We start from the raw sequence: 18,738 nt of genomic DNA, 5'->3' as shown, positions 1-18,738 counted from the left end.
CAGGCGTTCGGATCATCCCCGCTCGCGCGGGGAGCACCATCGCGTCCATGTCGAGCGAGCCCTGGACGCGCGGATCATCCCCGCTCGCGCGGGGAGCACGGGTGGCTGACTCGTCTGGTCCTCAGTGGCGCAGGATCATCCCCGCTCGCGCGGGGAGCACCAGGACGCGGCGAACAACGGGGGGGCGTCGCAGGGATCATCCCCGCTCGCGCGGGGAGCACACCGACGCGATCCCCGCGCAGGACGAACTGAACGGATCATCCCCGCTCGCGCGGGGAGCACCAGGTCGAGGGCAACCGGATCCGCGTCGACCACGGATCATCCCCGCTCGCGCGGGGAGCACGACTGACGCCAGCACAACGACACCGGAATGCCGGGATCATCCCCGCTCGCGCGGGGAGCACCTGCTCAGCCCTGACGTGACCGCTCGCTGCTTCGGATCATCCCCGCTCGCGCGGGGAGCACCTGTCCGCCGAGTACGTGTGCCAGAACGACGAGGGATCATCCCCGCTCGCGCGGGGAGCACGGCGTTCGGCTCGCCCTCGGTGGTGGGGTCCGGGGATCATCCCCGCTCGCGCGGGGAGCACTTGTCCATGAGGCCGGCGAACCTCTCGAGGCCCGGATCATCCCCGCTCGCGCGGGGAGCACTTCCTGTCGGCTATGCGGGAGCTCGAGCGGCTGGGATCATCCCCGCTCGCGCGGGGAGCACCCGACGAGCGTGTCACGCCACCAGATGAACGAGGGATCATCCCCGCTCGCGCGGGGAGCACTCGACATTCCCCCGTCGAGCGGGGCTGCTGCCGGGATCATCCCCGCTCGCGCGGGGAGCACTGGCTCTCGCGGACGTCGGGGACAACGATCACCGGATCATCCCCGCTCGCGCGGGGAGCACGCCGTCTTGTGTCCGAGCGCACGCTGGACCGCCGGATCATCCCCGCTCGCGCGGGGAGCACTACAACTTCCTGATCTGCCAGCACGGCACCGTGGGATCATCCCCGCTCGCGCGGGGAGCACTTGCCGCGCTTGCCGCCACTGGTCGTGCCCTCCGGATCATCCCCGCTCGCGCGGGGAGCACGCCTTGATGAACGTTCCGGTCGCGGCGGCGACCGGATCATCCCCGCTCGCGCGGGGAGCACTTGCTGCTGGTCACCGCGAGGACGATCGCGTCCGGATCATCCCCGCTCGCGCGGGGAGCACCCCTTGGCTCGGGCAGCGACCAGTGCTGCGAGAGGATCATCCCCGCTCGCGCGGGGAGCACTGCACACGCCTCGGGTGTGGCGCAACCGCACGAGGATCATCCCCGCTCGCGCGGGGAGCACCGAAGGCCCTGCGTGCTGGAGCGCCCGCGAGGTGGGATCATCCCCGCTCGCGCGGGGAGCACCAGCAGCGGTCAGGGCAGTAGCCAAGCGGACCCGGATCATCCCCGCTCGCGCGGGGAGCACACGCCCAAGGTCACCGGTAAGGGCCAGGAGTACGGATCATCCCCGCTCGCGCGGGGAGCACCTGTCGTCGAACGCATCGAGGACGGCACGGTTGGGATCATCCCCGCTCGCGCGGGGAGCACATGCCGAGCTCGGTCATGAGCTTGGCGGATTCCGGATCATCCCCGCTCGCGCGGGGAGCACGTGCAGCCATTCGTGCGCCAGCGTGCAGCGCAGGGATCATCCCCGCTCGCGCGGGGAGCACATCGACGCCCGCACAGGCAAGCCCGCAAACCCAGGATCATCCCCGCTCGCGCGGGGAGCACCTCGCCGACGTCCTGCCCCTGCGCGGGGTCGTCCGGATCATCCCCGCTCGCGCGGGGAGCACGCTCGCACTGCGTCGAGGATCTCGGGATGACGGGGATCATCCCCGCTCGCGCGGGGAGCACAGGCGAGCGAGCACCCTGTCCCGCTGCGCGTGCGGATCATCCCCGCTCGCGCGGGGAGCACTCCCTCATGTACTCGCTGCCCTTGACCCAAATCGGATCATCCCCGCTCGCGCGGGGAGCACGCCGGCCCAATGTCGGCCGGACGCACGCCCATCGGATCATCCCCGCTCGCGCGGGGAGCACCGCCCATCACCTGGCCGAGCTCCGCCGCATCGCGGATCATCCCCGCTCGCGCGGGGAGCACGGCCTCACGGCCGGCCTGGGCGTCGGCCTGCAGGGATCATCCCCGCTCGCGCGGGGAGCACACTTTCTGACTAGGGGTTTTACGGCCCCACCGTACCTTCTGAATTCACTTGCCCGGCTTCCCGATCCTCCGAAACCGTGCAGCACGCGAGATGGGAGTCCGCTCCCCGGTCACGTCCTGCGATGCGGGCGGACGCCTCATCAACGTCACCCCATCGAAATCCACGGGCGTCCAGGCGTGGCGGTGATTGCGCACCTCCAGCCCCTGCTCATTCCGAGCAGAGATGATCATGAGCGCATTGCCATCCTTGACCATGTCCAGAATCAGTGACCACAGTTCCTCACGGACTCGCGCGGAGACTTTGCCGACATACACGCCGGGCGCCACTTCCATGAGCCACCGGGTGAGGTGCCCCCGAAGTCCAGCGGGCACCTTGCTCAAGACCACCACGATCAAAAGGGTTCCTCCGAATAGTCGATCCCTCCGCTGACAGCCGCGCGACGGTCATCCCAGAGGTAGGTCACGTCCACGTCGAACTCGGTGTCATCTCCCGGGACGAGCAGCGCTTTGACATCGGCGACGCACCGCTCGATCACCCGTGCTCCCCTGATGGCGTCCCGGGAACGGCGTCGCGCATCGGCAGGAACGTCGTCGGGTTCACTCGCGACCGACTCGAAGGCGATCGGGATCGTCACATCAGCCTTATAGAGATCAGCGATGTCATAGACGAACGATCGAGAGTGCCCGGTGTGCACGAATCCCAAGCCTGGCGAGCATCCCAAGGAAACGATGACGGCGTGCACCACCCCATACAGACAGGCGTGCGCTGCCGACAACGCCTGATTGATGGCGTCGCCCTGCTCGAAGGACTCCGGATCATAGTCGCGTCGAATCCACGGGACACCGGTCTGTTCCGACGCGCGACGATAAAGCTGGCGTACGCGGGCCCCTTCCCGCCCACGCAGCTGCTGCATCGTCAATCGATCGGGAATCTCATCCGGGAAGCGCATGGCATACATCCGACGAGCCACGTTCAGCCGCAGGTCGCGGTGCGATACGGCCTCGGCCTGCGCTTCCAGCAGCCGCGTCGATCGGGCCAGCGGAACGCCGTGCGCGTAGTAGCGCACGGCGTTCTCGCCCACCCATACAACGGTGGCCCCCGACTGAGCGATGACCATCATGGCGTGATGGGTGACCCGCGTTCCCGGACCCAGGAGGAGCACATTCACCCCAGCAGCGGGGATGTGCACCGTGCCGGCCTCGCTGGAAGCCGTTATGGCATTGGCATCGCGGCTCAGGGTGCAGCGCTCCAGATAGAGGAACGACATGCGATCCTCGACACGGTTCAGTTGCCGCGCGGTCGGCGGTGGCGCGCCGGGAATCACGGTCTGGCCAAGGTGAGCAACCCGCAGCCGTACGCCTTTCCCCGCCCCAGCCCCGACACCAGCGTCTCCCGAAGCCTGTCCGCATCAACGACCTTCAAGGCGCCGGAGAACGTGGCGTACGCGAGGGTCACGGACATGTCGCCTCGACGGAACCGACGCACATCTCGCCCGTCCAGCGAGAATGTGCGCTCCCCGTCGGGGCCGACGAGCGCGACCCCCATGCGCTCCTGCCGGTCCAACAGCCACTGTGTCTGCTGCTCGGCAGTGACGTGGGCGAAGACCTGCGTACGCCCCTCGTGCTTGCCGCGATGGGTCGGGTTGACGGCGATGCGGAACGCCCAGGTCTGTTCAGGAGCGAGGGCTGCAAGAACGCCCTCATAAGGGGCAGATCGCGTGGTCGACTGCGACGGCCACCCTGCCTGCTCCTCCAGATGAGCGAGGTCGGGCTCCGCGGCCGACACGATCCACAGGGTCGTCTGGGGCGTGCCCAATCCATCGAGCCGCCACAGCACACGACCCGGGTCCGTTCCAGGAGGAAACCCCGACAGCACCGCCGCGTGCATGGCCTGAGGCGAAGCCAGCAGCTTGCGCGCGTCGCGCCGCTGCGGGTTCATGAACATGCGGGTGAGGATCATGCGAACTCACCCGCCAGCGCCAGTGGATCGTGACCGACCGCCGGCGCATCGGCATCCCACCGGGGATTCGGCACGGTCACCGACGTGTCGACGACGGCCCTGACCGCGTACTGACGGCGTTCGGGATCGAAACTGATCGGCACGTCCTGAAGCTGCCGCAGTGCCGCCGATCCCTCGAACACCCCCTCGTCGGCCTGGATCGACAGTTCAGCCGACGGTTGTTTCAGCCGCTTCTGATGCAGTGCGCTGGCCTGCCACGGAGTGTCACGCACCAGCTCGGCGATCGGTTTGTCCGACACGTCCAGCACCAATCGCCCGTCGGGAACGCAGGAACGGCGTCCCAGATAGAGCGGGTACGCCGGGTCCCCCAACGCCTCCGCCAGCCCGTGGATCACCGGCGTCTTCCCGCCGATATAGGCCGTGAACACGGCGTCGGCCCAATAGAACCGCTGCGACAGAGGCATGGCCTGCCCGGAGACCTGGTGATGGGCGGTGTGGAAGTCGCGCAACATCTCCCCCTGCTGATCGACTCGCACGGCCAGCGACAGGTCGAGCAGCTCATCAAGGGGGTCCTGCCTCCGCAGTCCCTTCGCCGCAGCCAGCAGGCCGAGGAGCCCGCTCTTGGTGGGCATGGGTTCGGTAGTCCTGCGGACGAAGCGGCTGCGTACGCCCCAGCTCTGGAGCGGACCCGCCAGCCGCAGGACCAGAACGCTCACGCCTCTCCCCCGGCCGAGCCAACGCGCGTGAGGAGTTCGTCGAAGGACACGACCTCGCCGAGTGTCGAGAGCGCGTCTGCTTGGCCCGGCAAACCACACACCAACACCGTTTCGGGACGACGCCAGGTCGAAAAGACCTCGTTGGCGTGACGCGCCAGTTCTTCCGTCGCCGCCTTCACATGGCCAGCGGTGCCCTGGACCGGCTCCTCGAAGGCGCCGACCAGGCTCGCCGGCTGACCCGCACCGACGGTGACCACGACGGCAGAAGGTCGCGTGCCGTTGGCGAAGGTGTTCTGCTTCCCGCTCGGCATCGACTCGACGAACGCACGCACGAAGGCCTCAACGGCAAGTCCGACAGCCCTGGCATCGCCCAGGTTCGTGCGGAGCTGATCAAGATTGAGCGCGGCGTACCGATAGAAGGTCGACGAGAAGAACTCGACGGTGCCGATCATGCCCGCGCCCGACTCCTCGGCCTCCCGCACGACGTCATCGACGGCGGTGAAGTAGTCATATTCGGGGACCACCTCGTGCACGCCGAGCGCGTGGGCGACCTGGCAGGCCGCGTCCACGTTGAGATCAGGGGCGTCGGCCACCATGCGGCCGAACAGGGCGATGTCGATGGAGTGGCGGGTGTCCAGCAGGTCGCGTACGCGTGCCGCCGTCAGCGCGGCAGTGACGGCCTTGCCGTCCCCCGCGTCGGCGTGTTCGGCCACCGCGTCGGCGACGGCGTCGATCTGCTGGCGAGAGATGAACATGAGATACCCCATCTCGTGCATGGGCTCGGGCTTGGCGTCGGTGGCCTTCGGCTTCGAGACCTTGATCTTCGCCACGCCCAGCGCGAGCACGGCCAGCGACTCGGCGCGCTCGGCAAGATCGGCTCGGCGCGTGGTGATGGCGTCCGCCAGCAGCTTGACGACCTGCTTGGTGCGCACACCCACCTCCGCTGGGTCGAGCGCGTCGTTGAAGTGTTCACGCATGGCACGCTTCCACGACTGTGACGACACCCGGCCCCGGATGACTCCGCCGTAGGTGGCGGTCTTCGGGGCACCCGTGTCATCGCGGTTCATGTTGGCGGGCGGGACGTTCTGGATGGCGTGGATCTCGAGGTAGGTCGTCATCGGAGTTCTCCTTGGGTGGCATCGGTGGGCTGAGTGTTGTCGTCACCGAGGAGCTCGGTGATCTTGTCTTCGGTGAGTCGATAGAAATCGCGTCCCCATTCGCGCTGCACGTGGACGGCGCGTCCGGGAACCTGGAGCCAATAAAGGTTGTCGGCCCAGCGGCCGTAGTCGAACCCGAGCCCCGCCACCCTCAACTGGGCGATGAGGCCGCGAGCATGGGTGGTGATTCCGGCGAGGTTCCGAGACGAGGCCAGCGCCATCATGCGGCGGTACGCGGGCGTGCCCTGGGGCGCGGTCCGCTTCTGGCTCGCTGCCAGGAGCCGCAGAGCCTCGCCGAATCGCCGATCCTCACGATGCATGGGCGCAGCTTTGGCCTGCTGGTGAGCGGCCCATTGGGTCAGCGCCACATGCACTGCCGTCTCGCGCCAACTGGGAGGCCCGCTGGCGCGATCGTCGACCATGGTGAGGTCCCAGATCTGCGGGACAGATCCGGGGGCCTTTCCCACGCCGCGACGCAGATTGGCGAGTGCTGCTCGCGCATAGGGGCTGAGGTGGGCCGGGTCTCCGGCAAGGGTCGCGATGCGACCACGAACCACCGCACCGCACTTGTTGCTTTCGCTCATGATGACTGGTGCTCCTTGGAAGCAGGATGGATGAGGGACAGGTGCTTGCGGAGATCACGCAGGAAGAAGGCATAGGCGCGGTGAGCCGACATGAACCCGAAGTTGGTCTCCCGCCCACGCACGGCAGCGGGTCCGGCCCGATCGACGAGTTTGTTCGCGATGTCTAGCAGCATCGCGTCGAGGTTCCGTTGCCACTCGCGCTTGGCCTCCTGGGGGTCGGACCGGGCGGTGAGCGCCCCGACCCACTGCCGGGCCGGCTGGTCGAGCGCCGCCCACGCCAGAGCCATGGTTCGCTGCCTGTCGGCGTCCCCTGCGCTGTCTCCCTTCTCGCCCGACGCCCGGGCGATGTTGGCAGCCAACTGGCCGACGGTGCGTACGCACTTCTCGCTCGTGGAGACCGCATCGTTGATGGCCGTCCGAACCGGGAGAGATTCCTCCCCCAGCAGCGATCCGTGGAGTTCGAGGCGGTCGTCGATGATCTCCTCGATGGTGGCGTTCTGCGGGCCGTACTGGATGCCGATGATCTGCAGCACGAAGGGACTCTCCTCCGCATCCAGTTGCTGGTAGGTCATCGGGGGCAGATAGCTGTCGACCGTCGACCCGTCCTCGATCTTCTCGACCCCCGCGGCGATGATGGCCGGCAGCCCTCGCCAGAGTGCTCGCTCCGGATCGTGTTGGTTCGGCATGTAGATGTCGCGGCCGAACTTTTTCGTCTGGGGCTTCGAGAACCGCCACCCCGTCATGGATTCGACTCCACGCATGCGCTGCGGCGTGACCTGGTCGCCCTGAGCGAGCACGACTCCCCGGACCCCCGAGGCTCCTCCGACGAGCCGCATGCGGCGCGACTGCCAGACGAGGGCGGACACCGGCCCCGCCGGAACCGTGTCCTCCTGACGCTGCTCGGTGTGGGGCGGGAATACCCAAAAGGGACGGTCACCGGGCTCCCCGTCGGTCTGGACGAGGTTGTAGAGCAGCGTCTGGCCGAGGTTGTCGCCGTGCAGGACCACTCCCCCGAGCTGACCCGCCCACGAAGGCCCGATGGGATAGCCCTTGCCCCCCTTGGCAAGCGCGTCCCTGACAGCACCCGAGCGGATGCCTGACGGGTCGAAGGCCTGTGTGTGGACAAGCCAACGCGCGGCCTCCGCCGCGGAGATCTGAGTCAGGCCAGAGCCGGCACGCGTGGTGAAGAACGGATTGCCGTTCGGCACGTCGGCGATGATCTTCTCGAGCCGGGAATGCTCCCCCTTGGCCGTGCGCAGGTCGGCCACCTGCATGAACGGCTGGGTGGGATGGAACAGGTCGAAACGGTCGCGATGTCCTTCCAGATAGGCGAGGAGTTTTGATTCGTCGATACCGCTGTCACGCAGGTCCAGCAGTGCGTCATGGGTGTGGATCGCGTACGCGTCCTGGACGATGGCGAGCAGGAGCCGCAGGATGGCGAATCCTTGAGTGGGCACCTCGCCGGTGATCGTGCGAACCCGGTCGCGCTCGGTGAATGCCCCCGTCAGGGACACCTCGGCGGGGCCGTCGTCGCGCTGAACCAGGATCCAAGGTTCATCCAGCAGGTTGTATGTCATCGCGCAACTCCTCCAACCCCTGCTCGGGCGTGTATCGCAGTCGAACTGGGTGGGTCCGGTCTGCGAAGAGTGTGGCTTCCAAGATCGTGCTCCCTTCGGTCTGTTGTCGCATGGGAAGAATGGGTTGGCCCTTGATGAGTCGGTGGTGATGCCAGGCCCAGCCGCGGGCGTGGTGATCACGAAGCTCGGTCAGGGCGTCGTCGAGGTGTTTGGGTGACGGCGTCACCCCGCTCGGGAGTTTCACGGTCCAGCTCGCGATGCGACGCGCGGTCGCATCATCGGGCTGCGTGGAGACATCGAGCACACCTCCGTCGGACATCCACGGAGGGACGATGGCGCTGGCCCCGTCGTGGTGAACAGGAACGACGATGACCTCGAGCGACGGCTTGGCATCGCGGACCATGGCGTTGAGGCGGGCCTCGCTGGGATCGGTGGTGAGCGTGAGCCAGTCGCCGAGATTCTTGCGCGAGTCCCCCTCTGGCCTCCACGGACCCAGGCAGCTCTGCTTGGCGTCCTCGCGTCTGCGCTCGCTTTCCGCCCGAGCCTTGGCCTCGGCGGCCGCGAGCTCGGCGCGCAGCGGCTCCGGCACGCTCACGTCGCCGCTGCCGAGCGCCCTCTCGACCAGCGGAGCAATGTCGCCCGACAGTGTCAGTTCGTGACCCTGCTCCTCAAGCACGAGCGCTGTGCGCAGCAATGCGTGTTCCCCATACACGAACCGCGACCCGGCGCTGCCACGCCGTAGCCCCTCCTCAGGCGTCCCGATGATGCGTACACGCGCTCGTGACAGGCGATCGGGACGCCTGCGCCACGCGTGCCGGTGGAGACGACCGATGCGCTGGAACAGCAGGTCCATGGGCGCAAGGTCGGTGACGAGGAGGTCGAAGTCGACGTCCAATGACTGCTCGACGACCTGCGTAGCCACGACCACTGCCCTGTCGGGGCGGCTTCCCGCTCCCGAGGACGGTCCGAACAATTCGAGCAGGCGGGCGTCGTTGGCCGCGCGGTCTGCGGACAGGAAACGCGAGTGGGCCAGCACGACAACGGGGATATCGCCCGTGCTGGTGAACAGTTCAGCAAGGCGTTGGGCGTCTTTGACTGTGTTGCGGACCACGAGCGCACATCCGCCCTCACTCAGGTCCTCGGTGACATGGGTGACGATGGCGATGTCGTCCTCGTCGATCCAATCCCAGGTGACCGTCCGGGGTTCGCTGTGATCAGGGATCGGTCGCGCAGTGATCGCGGCGCGATCGCCGGAAACCCATGTCAGCAATGGATATCCGATCCCATCCGCACGAATGGCCTGTGGTGCGTACGCGTGCAGCATCGCCTTTTTGCGTTCCTGCGTGAGGGTTGCGGACAACAGGATCACGGGCACGCCGTAGTGGCCGAGCCAGTGGAGCACTGAATCCAGATAGACGTTCATGAAGTCGTCGGACGCATGGACTTCGTCGATCACCACCACCTTTCCGGCCAGCGCGAGGTGACGCATCATGAGGTGCTTCTGCTGCAGCGCGGCCATGAGCACCTGATCGATCGTGCCGATGCCGAAGTTGGCCAGCAGCCGGCGTTTCCTACCCCGGAACCATTGATGGGCCACCGCATTGGTGAGCTGGACGGCGGATTCCCCCTCCTCGTTGACTCCTGCGATCCCGGAGTGGTCGCCGTCGAAACACAGGAACTCGTCGAACGCGGTTGTCTGGGCTGCGTACTCGGAGTTGAGCGACGCCTTTCCGTGGGCGAGTACGAGGGCCGATGCGGGCACGTCCGCCGGCGGCTCGGGCAGCCGCTCCAGCCACTTGAGCATTCGAGTGAACATCGCGTCGGTCGTCGCCTGAGTGGGGAGCGCAACGAAGATCCCATGGGCGCCCCACCGTGCTGCGAGGATCTCCGCCGCAGCGAAGGCGGCCTCGGTCTTTCCCGAGCCCATGCCCGACTCCACGATGAGCAGCGACGGCTCATGGTTGCGGACGATGTCGACGATCGCCCTCTGCAACGGGCGGGGTTCGCGGTCGTCCCAGCCGAAGCGATCGCGGTAGAGCGCGGACGCGTCTTGGTCGGGCTCTGGCGGCGCCCAGGCGACCGGCATGCCGACTTCAGCCCACCCATCGTCCCAGCGTGCCGTCTGATCCTCGACGGGCGGGATTGCCGGCGAGAGATCAGCGTCTGCGCGGATGAGGCCGAAATAGTCCTGGTTGCTGGCTAGCCAGTCGGCCATGATGACGAGACCGCACATGCCGATCTGAACAGGCAAAGGGATCCTCAACGAGCCCCACCCTGCGATTCTCGCGCTGAACCCCTGCCGTCGATCGATCCACTCGAGCAGTTCGGTGCGTACACTCGCCCATGCAGCGCCTCCGGTGGCGAAGTCGCGTCCGGCAGCCGCAGTCTTGTGAGGCTTCCCCACGGGCTTACCGTGATGGGCGCCGACCACTCCGGCGAGCTGCTCCGCGAGAGGTCGATCGACACCCTGCTTCAGGAGCCACTCCCGGAGCGCAAGGAAGCTGACCGTCCCGTGCGGCAGGTGGACCCGGTCGTCGCGGAGCGAGTCCATCGGTGGGCATTCGAGGCCGACGCCGCGGGCTCGCTCGGCGAGGGTCTCCACTTGGGCGGCAAAGACCGGGGATCCTTTGCCGACGTCATGACTTGAGGCGAGAAAGACGAAGGTCGCCCGGGCATCATCCCGCCCACCGGGGAAAGCGGCACCCCAACGCTCCTTGATGCCGGGAGCGAGCCAGGTGTCATAGAGGCGCTCAGCCATGGCCTCTGAGTCGAGAACGTGCTGAACGAGCGGGAGCCATTCCTGAGCGCGAGCGCCGGACTTGGCCCAGACTGCACGCGCGGGAGCGCTGATCTCGGTTTCCGCACTTTTGTCGGACCCGTCGGGAAGACTGGATGCATCGGTCATGGAGGACCTCCTTGAACCGAGGGTAAGGCCATTGCCCCCCGGAGACAAGGGCCGATACCACAGATCAACGAACTCAATCCTTCGACTGCTATGGTGGTCCTGTCGGGATACCCCCGCTTCGCGGGGAACACGAGAATCAACTCACCCCGAATCAACGAACCCAATCCGGGTCATCCCAACAAGACCGCCTGCCAGCCCCCACCCAACGGGTACGGGGAGGTGTTCCATCATTACCGCGAATCCGAGACGGAAGCCATCCCAAACGCCAGCTCACATCAACCGGCGGCTGACGATTGAACTTTGATGACTTAAAGTTAATTACTGGCTCAACGGCAACCACTTAGGAGCACCATGGGGACTTGGCATGCAGCACGGTGGCAGTCGCAGGTGGTCGGGTTCGGCACCAGCGCAGACAGGCGACGCTCCGGCACATTCCGTTGGTATCTCCCTGGACCCATTCAGGGGCGCACTTTCGCGTTCCCTCCTGCCCTCGATGCCGAACTGGCCCAGGTGGAGCGCCGGGTCCGGCGGCTGACACTCGGGCCGGAGGGCGGAGATCTCGCCGCTCTGTCACGGTTTCTGGTGCGCTCGGAAGCCATCGCATCGTCCAAGATCGAGGGCATCGCCCCAGCCGCGCGTCAGGCCGCGATGGCCGAGTTGGCCCAGACCGAGATCCTCGGCGGCATCTCTGCGCAGGCTGAGTTGGTGGCGAGAAACATGACACTCGTCCGCGAGGCGTCGCAGACTCTGGCGCAGATGGAGCACGTCACTGTGGAGGCGGTCACGGGCCTCCATAGCGCGCTGCTCGCTGACGAGCCCCGGCACCACGGCCTCCGAACCGAGCAGAATTGGATCGGCGGATCCAATCACCATCCGCTCGACGCGGACTTCGTGCCGCCCGCACCCACCCAGGTGCCCGCGCTCATGAACGACTTGGTGGGCTACCTCAACGGCGCGACCCACTCGGCGCTCGTCCAGGCAGCTCTGGTGCATGCCCAGTTCGAGACCATCCACCCTTTCACCGACGGCAACGGCCGGCTTGGCCGCGCCCTCATCCACACGGTTCTGGTGCGTCGCGGTCTCACTCCAAGCGCAGTGCTGCCGATCAGTCTCGTGCTCGCGACGTTCAGCGAGGCGTACATCAGCGGGCTCACGGCCTTTCGACACACAGATGACACGGATGACCACGACCAGCGTGTCGCCACGTGGGTCACTGAGTTCATCCGCGCCACGGGCCTCGCCGCAGATCAGGCCGACCGGCTCCGGACGGCGATCGCCGACCTGCGCCTGGAGTGGATCGACCGCGTGGAGCGTCATCGCGAGGCCCAGGGCCGCCAACGCGGCATGCGCAGCGACTCCGCCACCGCACTCATCCTCGCTGACCTCCCCAGCACGCCCGTTCTGACAGCGACGACCGTGCGCCGTATCCACGGAGTGTCCGCAGTCGCTGCCGGCCGCGCATTGATTGAACTGCAGGAGGCAGGGATCCTCGACTCTCGATCCGCGGGGCGCGGGATCCGCGCGTACGCGGCCACCGATGTGCTCGATCTGGTCACGGTCGCCGAACGCCAGCTCGCGAGCACGAAGTTCGACACGCGAGCCCGGCTTCCGGGCCGTCCGGTGCCCGCGGCCCCCGCGAGCACGGATCGCTGAGCCCTTCGCCTTCGGCCGCTGACTCAACCGAACCGGCGTACCAGCGCCTCCACCGACGGCGGCACCTCCGCCGCACACGACGGGTCGCGCCGCGGCTCGCCGGCGACCGTACGCAGGGGCACGACGCCATACCAGGCATCGGTCGCCTCGTCCGGGTCGCCGGCCAGGCCGTCGCGAGACTTGTAGACGTACGCGTCGATCGGCAGCGCCAGCACCAGGGTCGCCGCCAGCTCCCGCCGCGTGGACGCGCGCACCTCCCGCGTACGCCCCGGGATCAAGGCATCGGTGAGATGCTCCATCGCGGCGGTGGCCGCGGCACCCACGACAGGTTCGGCGACACCCCGCAGCACCGCCGACCGATAGTTCGCCGACGAGTCGAACGCACTGTGGGCGATGACGATCCCGTCGACGCTCGTGACCGTGAACGTCACCGGAGCCCCGTCCGCGACGTGGCGCAGCAACCCCGCGCCCGTCGAGCCGTGCAAGAGAATCCGATCGCCGTCACGCACGAACAACAGCGGCAGCGACCACGGCATCCCGTCCACCACGCTCGACAGCGTCCCCACGAACTGTTCGTCCAGCAGCCGATTCAGGTCATCGCGATCGGTCGAGCTCCGGTCGGGATAGCGCGTCATGCGATCGAGGGTCATGCGTTCATCGTCGCCTCTGCGCAACAGCGACACAACGTCAATCCCGCCCCCCACGCGTCGCCGGGTCCGGCACCGGCACAGCCGCCAGCAGCTGCCGCGTATACGCATGCTGCGGGTCCGCGTACACCTGCTCGACCGGCCCCTGCTCGACGATCCGCCCCTGCTGCATGACCGCGATCCGGTCGGCGACCGACCGCGTCACCGCGAGGTCGTGCGAGACCAGCAGCAGCGCCAGGTCGTGCTCGTCGCGCAGCCGCGCGAGCAGATCCATGATCTGCCCGCGCACCGACACATCCAGCGCCGACACCGGCTCGTCGGCGATCAGCAGCGAGGGCCCGCTCGCGAGCGCGCGGGCGATGCCCACGCGCTGCCGCTGGCCGCCGGACAACTGGTGGGGATAGCGGTCCGCGTACGCCGGATCGAGACTCACCTGCCGCAGCAGGTCCGCGATGTGGTCGCGGTCGGCCGGCAACCCGTGGACGCGGCGCGCCCGCGCGAGGATCGTGCCGACGCGGTGGCGCGGGTTCAGCGACGAATACGGGTCCTGGAAGACCATGGCCATCTCCCGCCGAAGCGGGCGTACGCGGCCCTGCGACCATCCCGTGATGTCCTCGCCGCGGAACAGGATGCGCCCGGAGTCTGCGTCGAGCAGCCGCAGGGCGATGCGGGACACGGTCGACTTGCCCGACCCCGACTCCCCCACCAGCGCGACCGTCTCGCCGCGCCGCACCTCGAGCGTGACGTCGTCGGCGGCCCGCGTCTCGACCGGCTTCGAGAACACCGACCGGCGGGCGCGGAACGTCTTGGAGACGGCCTCGAGCCGCAGCACGACGTCGCCGTCGGGATCCCGCCCGGTCGAGGAGCCGGGCTGGTCGATCCGCGGCGTCGCGGCGTGCAGAGCGACGGTGTAGGGATGCTGCGGACGCGCGAAGATGTCGGCGACCGGCCCCTGCTCGACGATCTCGCCGTGCCGCATCACGGCCACCGTGTCGGCGGTCTGGGCGACCACGCCGAGGTCGTGGGTGACGAGCACCATCGCCATGCCGAGCCCGTCCACGAGCTCGCGCAGCAGGGCGAGCACCTGCGCCTGGACCGTCACGTCGAGCGCGGTCGTGGGCTCGTCGGCGATGAGTACGCGCGGTTCGTTGACGACCGCCATCGCGATCATCGCCCGCTGGCGCATGCCGCCGGAGAACTCGTGGGGATAGCGGTCGACCTGCCGCGCCGGGTCGCTCATGCCGACGCGGGTGAGCATCTCGACCGCCCGCGCCCGCGCCTCCCCGGCCGACACGTCGTGCCGCAGCCGGTACGCGTCCCCGATCTGCTGCCCCACGGTGCGATAGGGGTTGAGCGCCGCGAGGGCGTCCTGGAAGACCATGGCGACCTCGCCGCCGCGTACGCCTTCCCGCGCGCGTTCCGGCAGCGCGATCATCTCGTGGTCGCCGACGAACACCTCGCCGGTGACCGTCGCCGTCGGCGGCAGCAGGCCGAGCGCGGCGAGGCCGATCGTCGACTTGCCCGACCCCGACTCGCCGACGACCCCGAGGACCTCGCCCGGGCGTACGGCGAACGAGGCACCCTCGACCGCGACGGTGGAGCCATAGGTGACGCGGAGGTCGCGTACGCGCAGGGCTGGGCTCGGCTCAGGCACGTCGGATCCTCGGGTCGATGAGGCCGTGGACGATGTCCACGACGAGGTTGGCGACGATCACCAGGGCGGCGCCGAACAGGGCCGTGCCGACGACCAGGCCGAGGTCGCGCCGGGTGACGGCGTCGATGAGCAGCTCGCCGAGCCCGTGGATGCCGAACACGCGCTCGGTGAACACCGCGCCGCCGAGCAGGCCGGCGATGTCGAGCCCGACCATGGTCACGATCGGCACCCAGACCCCGCGGCGCGCACTCCTCAGGACCGTACGCCGGGGCGCGCCCGTCGCGCGCAGGGCGCGCAGGTGGTCTGCGCCCAACTCGTCGAGCATCTGGCTGCGCGCGAACCGCAGATAGCTGGCCGCGAACAGCGCGCCGAGGACGAACCACGGCGCGACGAGGTGCCAGGCCCAGTCGACCGGGCTCTCGGCGAACGGCACATAGCCGCTGATCGGCACCATGTTGAGGGCGAAACCGAACACCAGCAGGGCAAGCAGGCCCAGCAGGTAGGTCGGGGTGGCCAGCAGGAACAGCGAGATCCCGCGGGCGACCTGGTCGAACAGCTTGTTGCGGCGCAGGGCGGCGAGGACGCCGCCGCTCATGCCGAGCGCGACGGCGACGACGATCGCCCCGAGCGCGATGGACGCGGTGACGGGCAGCCGCTCGAGGATCAGCGCGGTCACCGGCTGGCGCAGCTCGAACGAGAACCCGACGCAGGGGGCGGCGCAGGTGACGGCCTCAGGCCCGCTGCCGTAGGTGCGGCCGACGAACAGGCCCTGCAGGAACGCGAACCACTGCTCGATCGCGGAGCGGTCGGTCTGCATGAACGCCTGGATCTGCGCCAGCCGGTCGGGATAGCAGGGGCGCCCGCACATCACCTGCGCCGGGTCGGTCGCCGACGAGAAGAACAGCAGATAGACCGCGAGCGAGATGAACAGCAACACCAGGACCGACGCGACGAGGCGCCGCAGCGTGTAGAGGATCACGGGGTCTCCTCGGTGCGCACGTCGAAGGCGTCGCGGAGCGCGTCGCCGAGCAGCATCGCGCCGAGCACCAGGAGCAGGAGCGCCGAGCCGGGGAACAGCAGATACCAGACGTCGGCGCCGGTGTAGGTCCACGTGATCGAGCCGCCGATCAGGCGGCCGAGCTCGGGGGTCTGGGGGCCCACGCCGATGCCGAGGAAGTTCAGGCCGGCGCCGGTCGCGACGAACTGCGGGAAGGTCAGCGCGGTCACGACGATCACGGTCCCGACGAGGTTCGGCAACACCTCGCCGAACAGCACCTGGGCGTGGCTCGCGCCGGTCGCGCGGGCGGCCAGCACATAGTCGCGCGCCACGACCACCTTGGTCTGCCCTGCGACCAGGCGCGCGGTCGAGGCCCACCCGAACAGCGCGAGGGCGAGGACGATGAGCAGCGGCTTGGAGAAGTCCGGCGGCACGATGAGCTGGATCGCGATGAGGAACAGCAGGCTCGGGAAGCCGAACATGAAGTCGACGAACCGGCCGAGCACGCCCTCGACGACGCCCCCGAGATAGCCCGAAAGCAGGCCGATCACCACGCCGAGCGTGACGGCGAGGGCGGTGGCGCCGAGGGCGATGCCGACCGACGTGCGGATCCCGTAGGCGATGAGCGCCAGCAGGTCGCGTCCCGTCATGGGCTCGACCCCCAGCCAGTGGCGCGCGGAGACGCCGCCGAACGGGCCGATGGGCACGCCGCCTGCGGCCGCATCGATCGCGGTGGCGTCGAAGGTGTTGGGGTCCTGCCCGGTGACGGCGCTCACGACCGGGGCCAGCAGCCCCACCGCGAGCACCGCCGCCAGGCACGCAGCGCCCGCCATCGCCTGCCGGCTGCGACGCAGCCGCGTCCAGACGGTGCTGGGCGTACGCGCGGGAGCCGCCACGCCGGCGGTGTCGGAGGTCACGGCTTCTTGAGCCCCTGCACGAGGGCGTTGGTGTAGCTCGGATAGACCGGGATGTAGGAGCCGCCGACGTTGGAGCCGTAGATGAACGCGTTCTTCTTGTACATCAGGGGAACGACGGGCGCCTTCTCCATCGCCATCCGGTCGATCGCGCCCCACTTCTCGGCCGACTTCGCCGGGTCGAGCTCGGCGGCCGCCTCGCTGATGGCGCGGTCGATCGCGGGGTCGCTGAGCCGGCTGATGTTGTAGCCGCCCCCACCGATCTCCGAGCTGGCGAGCAGCGGCTGGAGGGCCGCGTACGCCGACGGGAAGTCGGCCTGCCAGCCGGAGAAGCCGAGGTCGAAGTCGCCGGTCTTGGTGAGGGTGGCGGTGCTCTTGTCGGTGTCCTGCTGGACGATCTGGACCTCGATGCCGACGGCCTTGAGGTCGTTGGCGACCGACGCGGCCTGCGTACCCTGTTCGGGCTTGGTCGAGTCGATGACCAGCGTGAGGCGCGGGACGGTCTTGCCGGCGAGCAGCTCCTTCGCCCTGGCCGCGTCGCCGGTGGGGGGCGCCGCGTACAGGTCGAACTTCTGATAGCCCTGCACGCCCGGCGGCAGCATCGTCGTGGCGATGTCGCCGCCGTAGACGGGGCCGCCCGCGATGGTCTGGATCTGCTGCTTGTTGATCGCGAAGTTGATCGCCTGGCGCACCGCGACGTCGTTGAGGCCCGGGCGCGTGGTGTTCATGACGAGGAAGCTCGCCTGGCCCGACGGGGACACATAGACGCGCTGCTTGAGCGCGGGATCGGCGTTGATGCGGGTGATGAGGGCCGCGCTGACCGTGGGGCCGGTCGCGTTCTTGTCGTCGCCCTGGTCGGCGGCCATGCGCTGGCCGGCGGTCTCCGCGTTCAGGCCCATCTCATAGACGATCCGGTCGGGATGGGCCGGGCGCACCGGGTCGGTCGCGGCGTCCCAGTTCGGGTTGCGGGTCAGCGTGATGCGGGAGCCGACCTGATAGTCCTGCACCTGATAGGGGCCGGACGCGGGCGGGGTGTGGTCGTACGCGGGGATGCCCATCCCCTTCGTCGCCGGGACGGGCGCGAACGCCGGCATCGACACGACCCACGGCCAGTCAGCGAACGGGCGGTCGAGGCGGAAGACGATCGTCTTGTCGTCGGGGACCTCGATCGAGTCGAGGTGGCGACCCTGCGCCGGACCCTGGTAGGCCGGACCGCCGACCAGGAGCTGCTTGTGATAACCGAGGCCGCCCTGCAGCTGCTCGTCGAAGGAGCGCTCGACGCCGAACTTGATGTCGGCCGCGACGATCGGGGTGCCGTCGGCATATTTCAGGTTGTCCTTGAGCGTGAACTTCCAGGTGCGGCCGCCGTCGGTGGTGGTGCCGGTGTCGGTGGCCAGGTCGGGCGCGAGTTGGGTCATGGCCTTGGGATCGGTCTTCCAGCTCGTCAGGCCGCGCACGATGTAGTGGATGCCGGACGTGCCGAGGTTCTGGCTCATGGCCGGGTCGAAGTGGATCTCCTTGCTCGCCGAGAGGACCTTCAGCGTGCCACCGCGGGCGGGCGCCACGGTGGTCGCGCCATCGGCGGACGCGGTCGCACCCCCACCGGCCGGCGTACGCGGGTTGGCGTTGCAGCCGGTGACCGCGAGGGCGGCGGCAGCAAGACCGGCGACGAGGACGTGGCGACGATTCACGGGGATTCTCCTGGGCGTGGGGGCGCACGGGGGCGCCTCGAAGACGGGCGGAAGGGGCACGCGGTCGACGATGAGGGCGTAATGTCAATATTACGCCGGGCGATGGAGA

14 protein-coding genes and 1 CRISPR repeat array (1 of these 15 running past the window's edge) are annotated in these 18,738 nt (G+C 68.5%); of the genes, 1 reads left to right on the top strand and 13 read right to left on the bottom strand.

What is annotated here, in order from left to right; all coding sequences use genetic code 11:
* Positions 1–2,175: a CRISPR direct-repeat array (repeat unit 28 nt; unit sequence GGATCATCCCCGCTCGCGCGGGGAGCAC); it reaches 1,704 nt to the left of the window's first position.
* A 44-nt stretch (positions 2,176–2,219) separates the two neighbouring features.
* From cas2e to cas3, 8 genes are read right to left on the bottom strand one after another with little or no spacing between them, the layout of a single operon-like run.
* On the bottom strand, positions 2,220–2,570 hold the full coding sequence (cas2e, locus tag ACYVAG_RS10320) for a type I-E CRISPR-associated endoribonuclease Cas2e (protein WP_460769416.1): 351 nt from the start codon (positions 2,568–2,570) through the stop codon (positions 2,220–2,222).
* Positions 2,567–3,499 (bottom strand): type I-E CRISPR-associated endonuclease Cas1e, encoded by a 933-nt coding sequence (gene cas1e, locus ACYVAG_RS10315; protein ID WP_460769414.1) that lies wholly within the window; start codon positions 3,497–3,499, stop codon positions 2,567–2,569. The genes cas2e and cas1e overlap by 4 nt, the downstream gene beginning before the upstream one ends.
* Entirely contained in the window at positions 3,496–4,134 is a 639-nt protein-coding gene (gene cas6e, locus ACYVAG_RS10310; RefSeq protein WP_460769412.1) for a type I-E CRISPR-associated protein Cas6/Cse3/CasE, read from the bottom strand. Before cas6e ends, cas1e begins: the two co-directional genes overlap by 4 nt.
* Entirely contained in the window at positions 4,131–4,850 is a 720-nt protein-coding gene (cas5e, locus tag ACYVAG_RS10305) for a type I-E CRISPR-associated protein Cas5/CasD (RefSeq protein ID WP_460769410.1), read from the bottom strand. Before cas5e ends, cas6e begins: the two co-directional genes overlap by 4 nt.
* Complete coding sequence (cas7e, locus tag ACYVAG_RS10300; RefSeq protein ID WP_460769408.1) at positions 4,847–5,968, bottom strand: type I-E CRISPR-associated protein Cas7/Cse4/CasC; 1,122 nt, start codon at positions 5,966–5,968, stop codon at positions 4,847–4,849. The genes cas5e and cas7e overlap by 4 nt, the downstream gene beginning before the upstream one ends.
* A complete protein-coding gene (gene casB / locus ACYVAG_RS10295; protein WP_460769406.1) occupies positions 5,965–6,591 on the bottom strand; it encodes a type I-E CRISPR-associated protein Cse2/CasB in 627 nt (208 codons plus the stop codon). The genes cas7e and casB overlap by 4 nt, the downstream gene beginning before the upstream one ends.
* Positions 6,588–8,168: a type I-E CRISPR-associated protein Cse1/CasA gene (casA, locus tag ACYVAG_RS10290; RefSeq protein WP_460769404.1), complete on the bottom strand. Its 1,581-nt coding sequence runs from the start codon at positions 8,166–8,168 to the stop codon at positions 6,588–6,590. The genes casB and casA overlap by 4 nt, the downstream gene beginning before the upstream one ends.
* Positions 8,146–11,073: a CRISPR-associated helicase Cas3' gene (cas3, locus tag ACYVAG_RS10285; protein WP_460769402.1), complete on the bottom strand. Its 2,928-nt coding sequence runs from the start codon at positions 11,071–11,073 to the stop codon at positions 8,146–8,148. The genes casA and cas3 overlap by 23 nt, the downstream gene beginning before the upstream one ends.
* A gap of 351 nt (positions 11,074–11,424) precedes the next feature.
* Between cas3 and ACYVAG_RS10280 the strand changes: the two genes are divergently transcribed.
* On the top strand, positions 11,425–12,726 hold the full coding sequence (locus tag ACYVAG_RS10280) for a Fic family protein (RefSeq protein WP_460769401.1): 1,302 nt from the start codon (positions 11,425–11,427) through the stop codon (positions 12,724–12,726).
* 23 nt (positions 12,727–12,749) lie between these two features.
* Here the strand turns inward: ACYVAG_RS10280 and ACYVAG_RS10275 are convergent, their stop codons facing one another.
* The 5 genes from ACYVAG_RS10275 to ACYVAG_RS10255 are packed head-to-tail and all read right to left on the bottom strand — an operon-like array spanning position 12,750 to position 18,629.
* A complete protein-coding gene (locus ACYVAG_RS10275) occupies positions 12,750–13,376 on the bottom strand; it encodes a pyridoxamine 5'-phosphate oxidase family protein (RefSeq protein WP_460769399.1) in 627 nt (208 codons plus the stop codon).
* 37 nt (positions 13,377–13,413) lie between these two features.
* Positions 13,414–15,027 (bottom strand): dipeptide ABC transporter ATP-binding protein, encoded by a 1,614-nt coding sequence (locus ACYVAG_RS10270; RefSeq protein ID WP_460769397.1) that lies wholly within the window; start codon positions 15,025–15,027, stop codon positions 13,414–13,416.
* Entirely contained in the window at positions 15,020–16,006 is a 987-nt protein-coding gene (locus ACYVAG_RS10265) for an ABC transporter permease (protein ID WP_460769396.1), read from the bottom strand. The genes ACYVAG_RS10270 and ACYVAG_RS10265 overlap by 8 nt, the downstream gene beginning before the upstream one ends.
* Entirely contained in the window at positions 16,003–16,941 is a 939-nt protein-coding gene (locus ACYVAG_RS10260) for an ABC transporter permease (RefSeq protein WP_460769394.1), read from the bottom strand. Before ACYVAG_RS10260 ends, ACYVAG_RS10265 begins: the two co-directional genes overlap by 4 nt.
* The gene (locus tag ACYVAG_RS10255; RefSeq protein ID WP_460769393.1) at positions 16,938–18,629 is read right to left on the bottom strand and encodes an ABC transporter substrate-binding protein; all 1,692 of its coding nucleotides are present in this window, start codon (positions 18,627–18,629) and stop codon (positions 16,938–16,940) included. Before ACYVAG_RS10255 ends, ACYVAG_RS10260 begins: the two co-directional genes overlap by 4 nt.
* Positions 18,630–18,738 lie beyond the last annotated feature (109 nt).

The organism is Mariniluteicoccus flavus (genome assembly GCF_054776655.1).
Note: the sequence above shows the minus strand (reverse complement) of the source record. Positions and strands in the feature narration are given on the sequence as shown.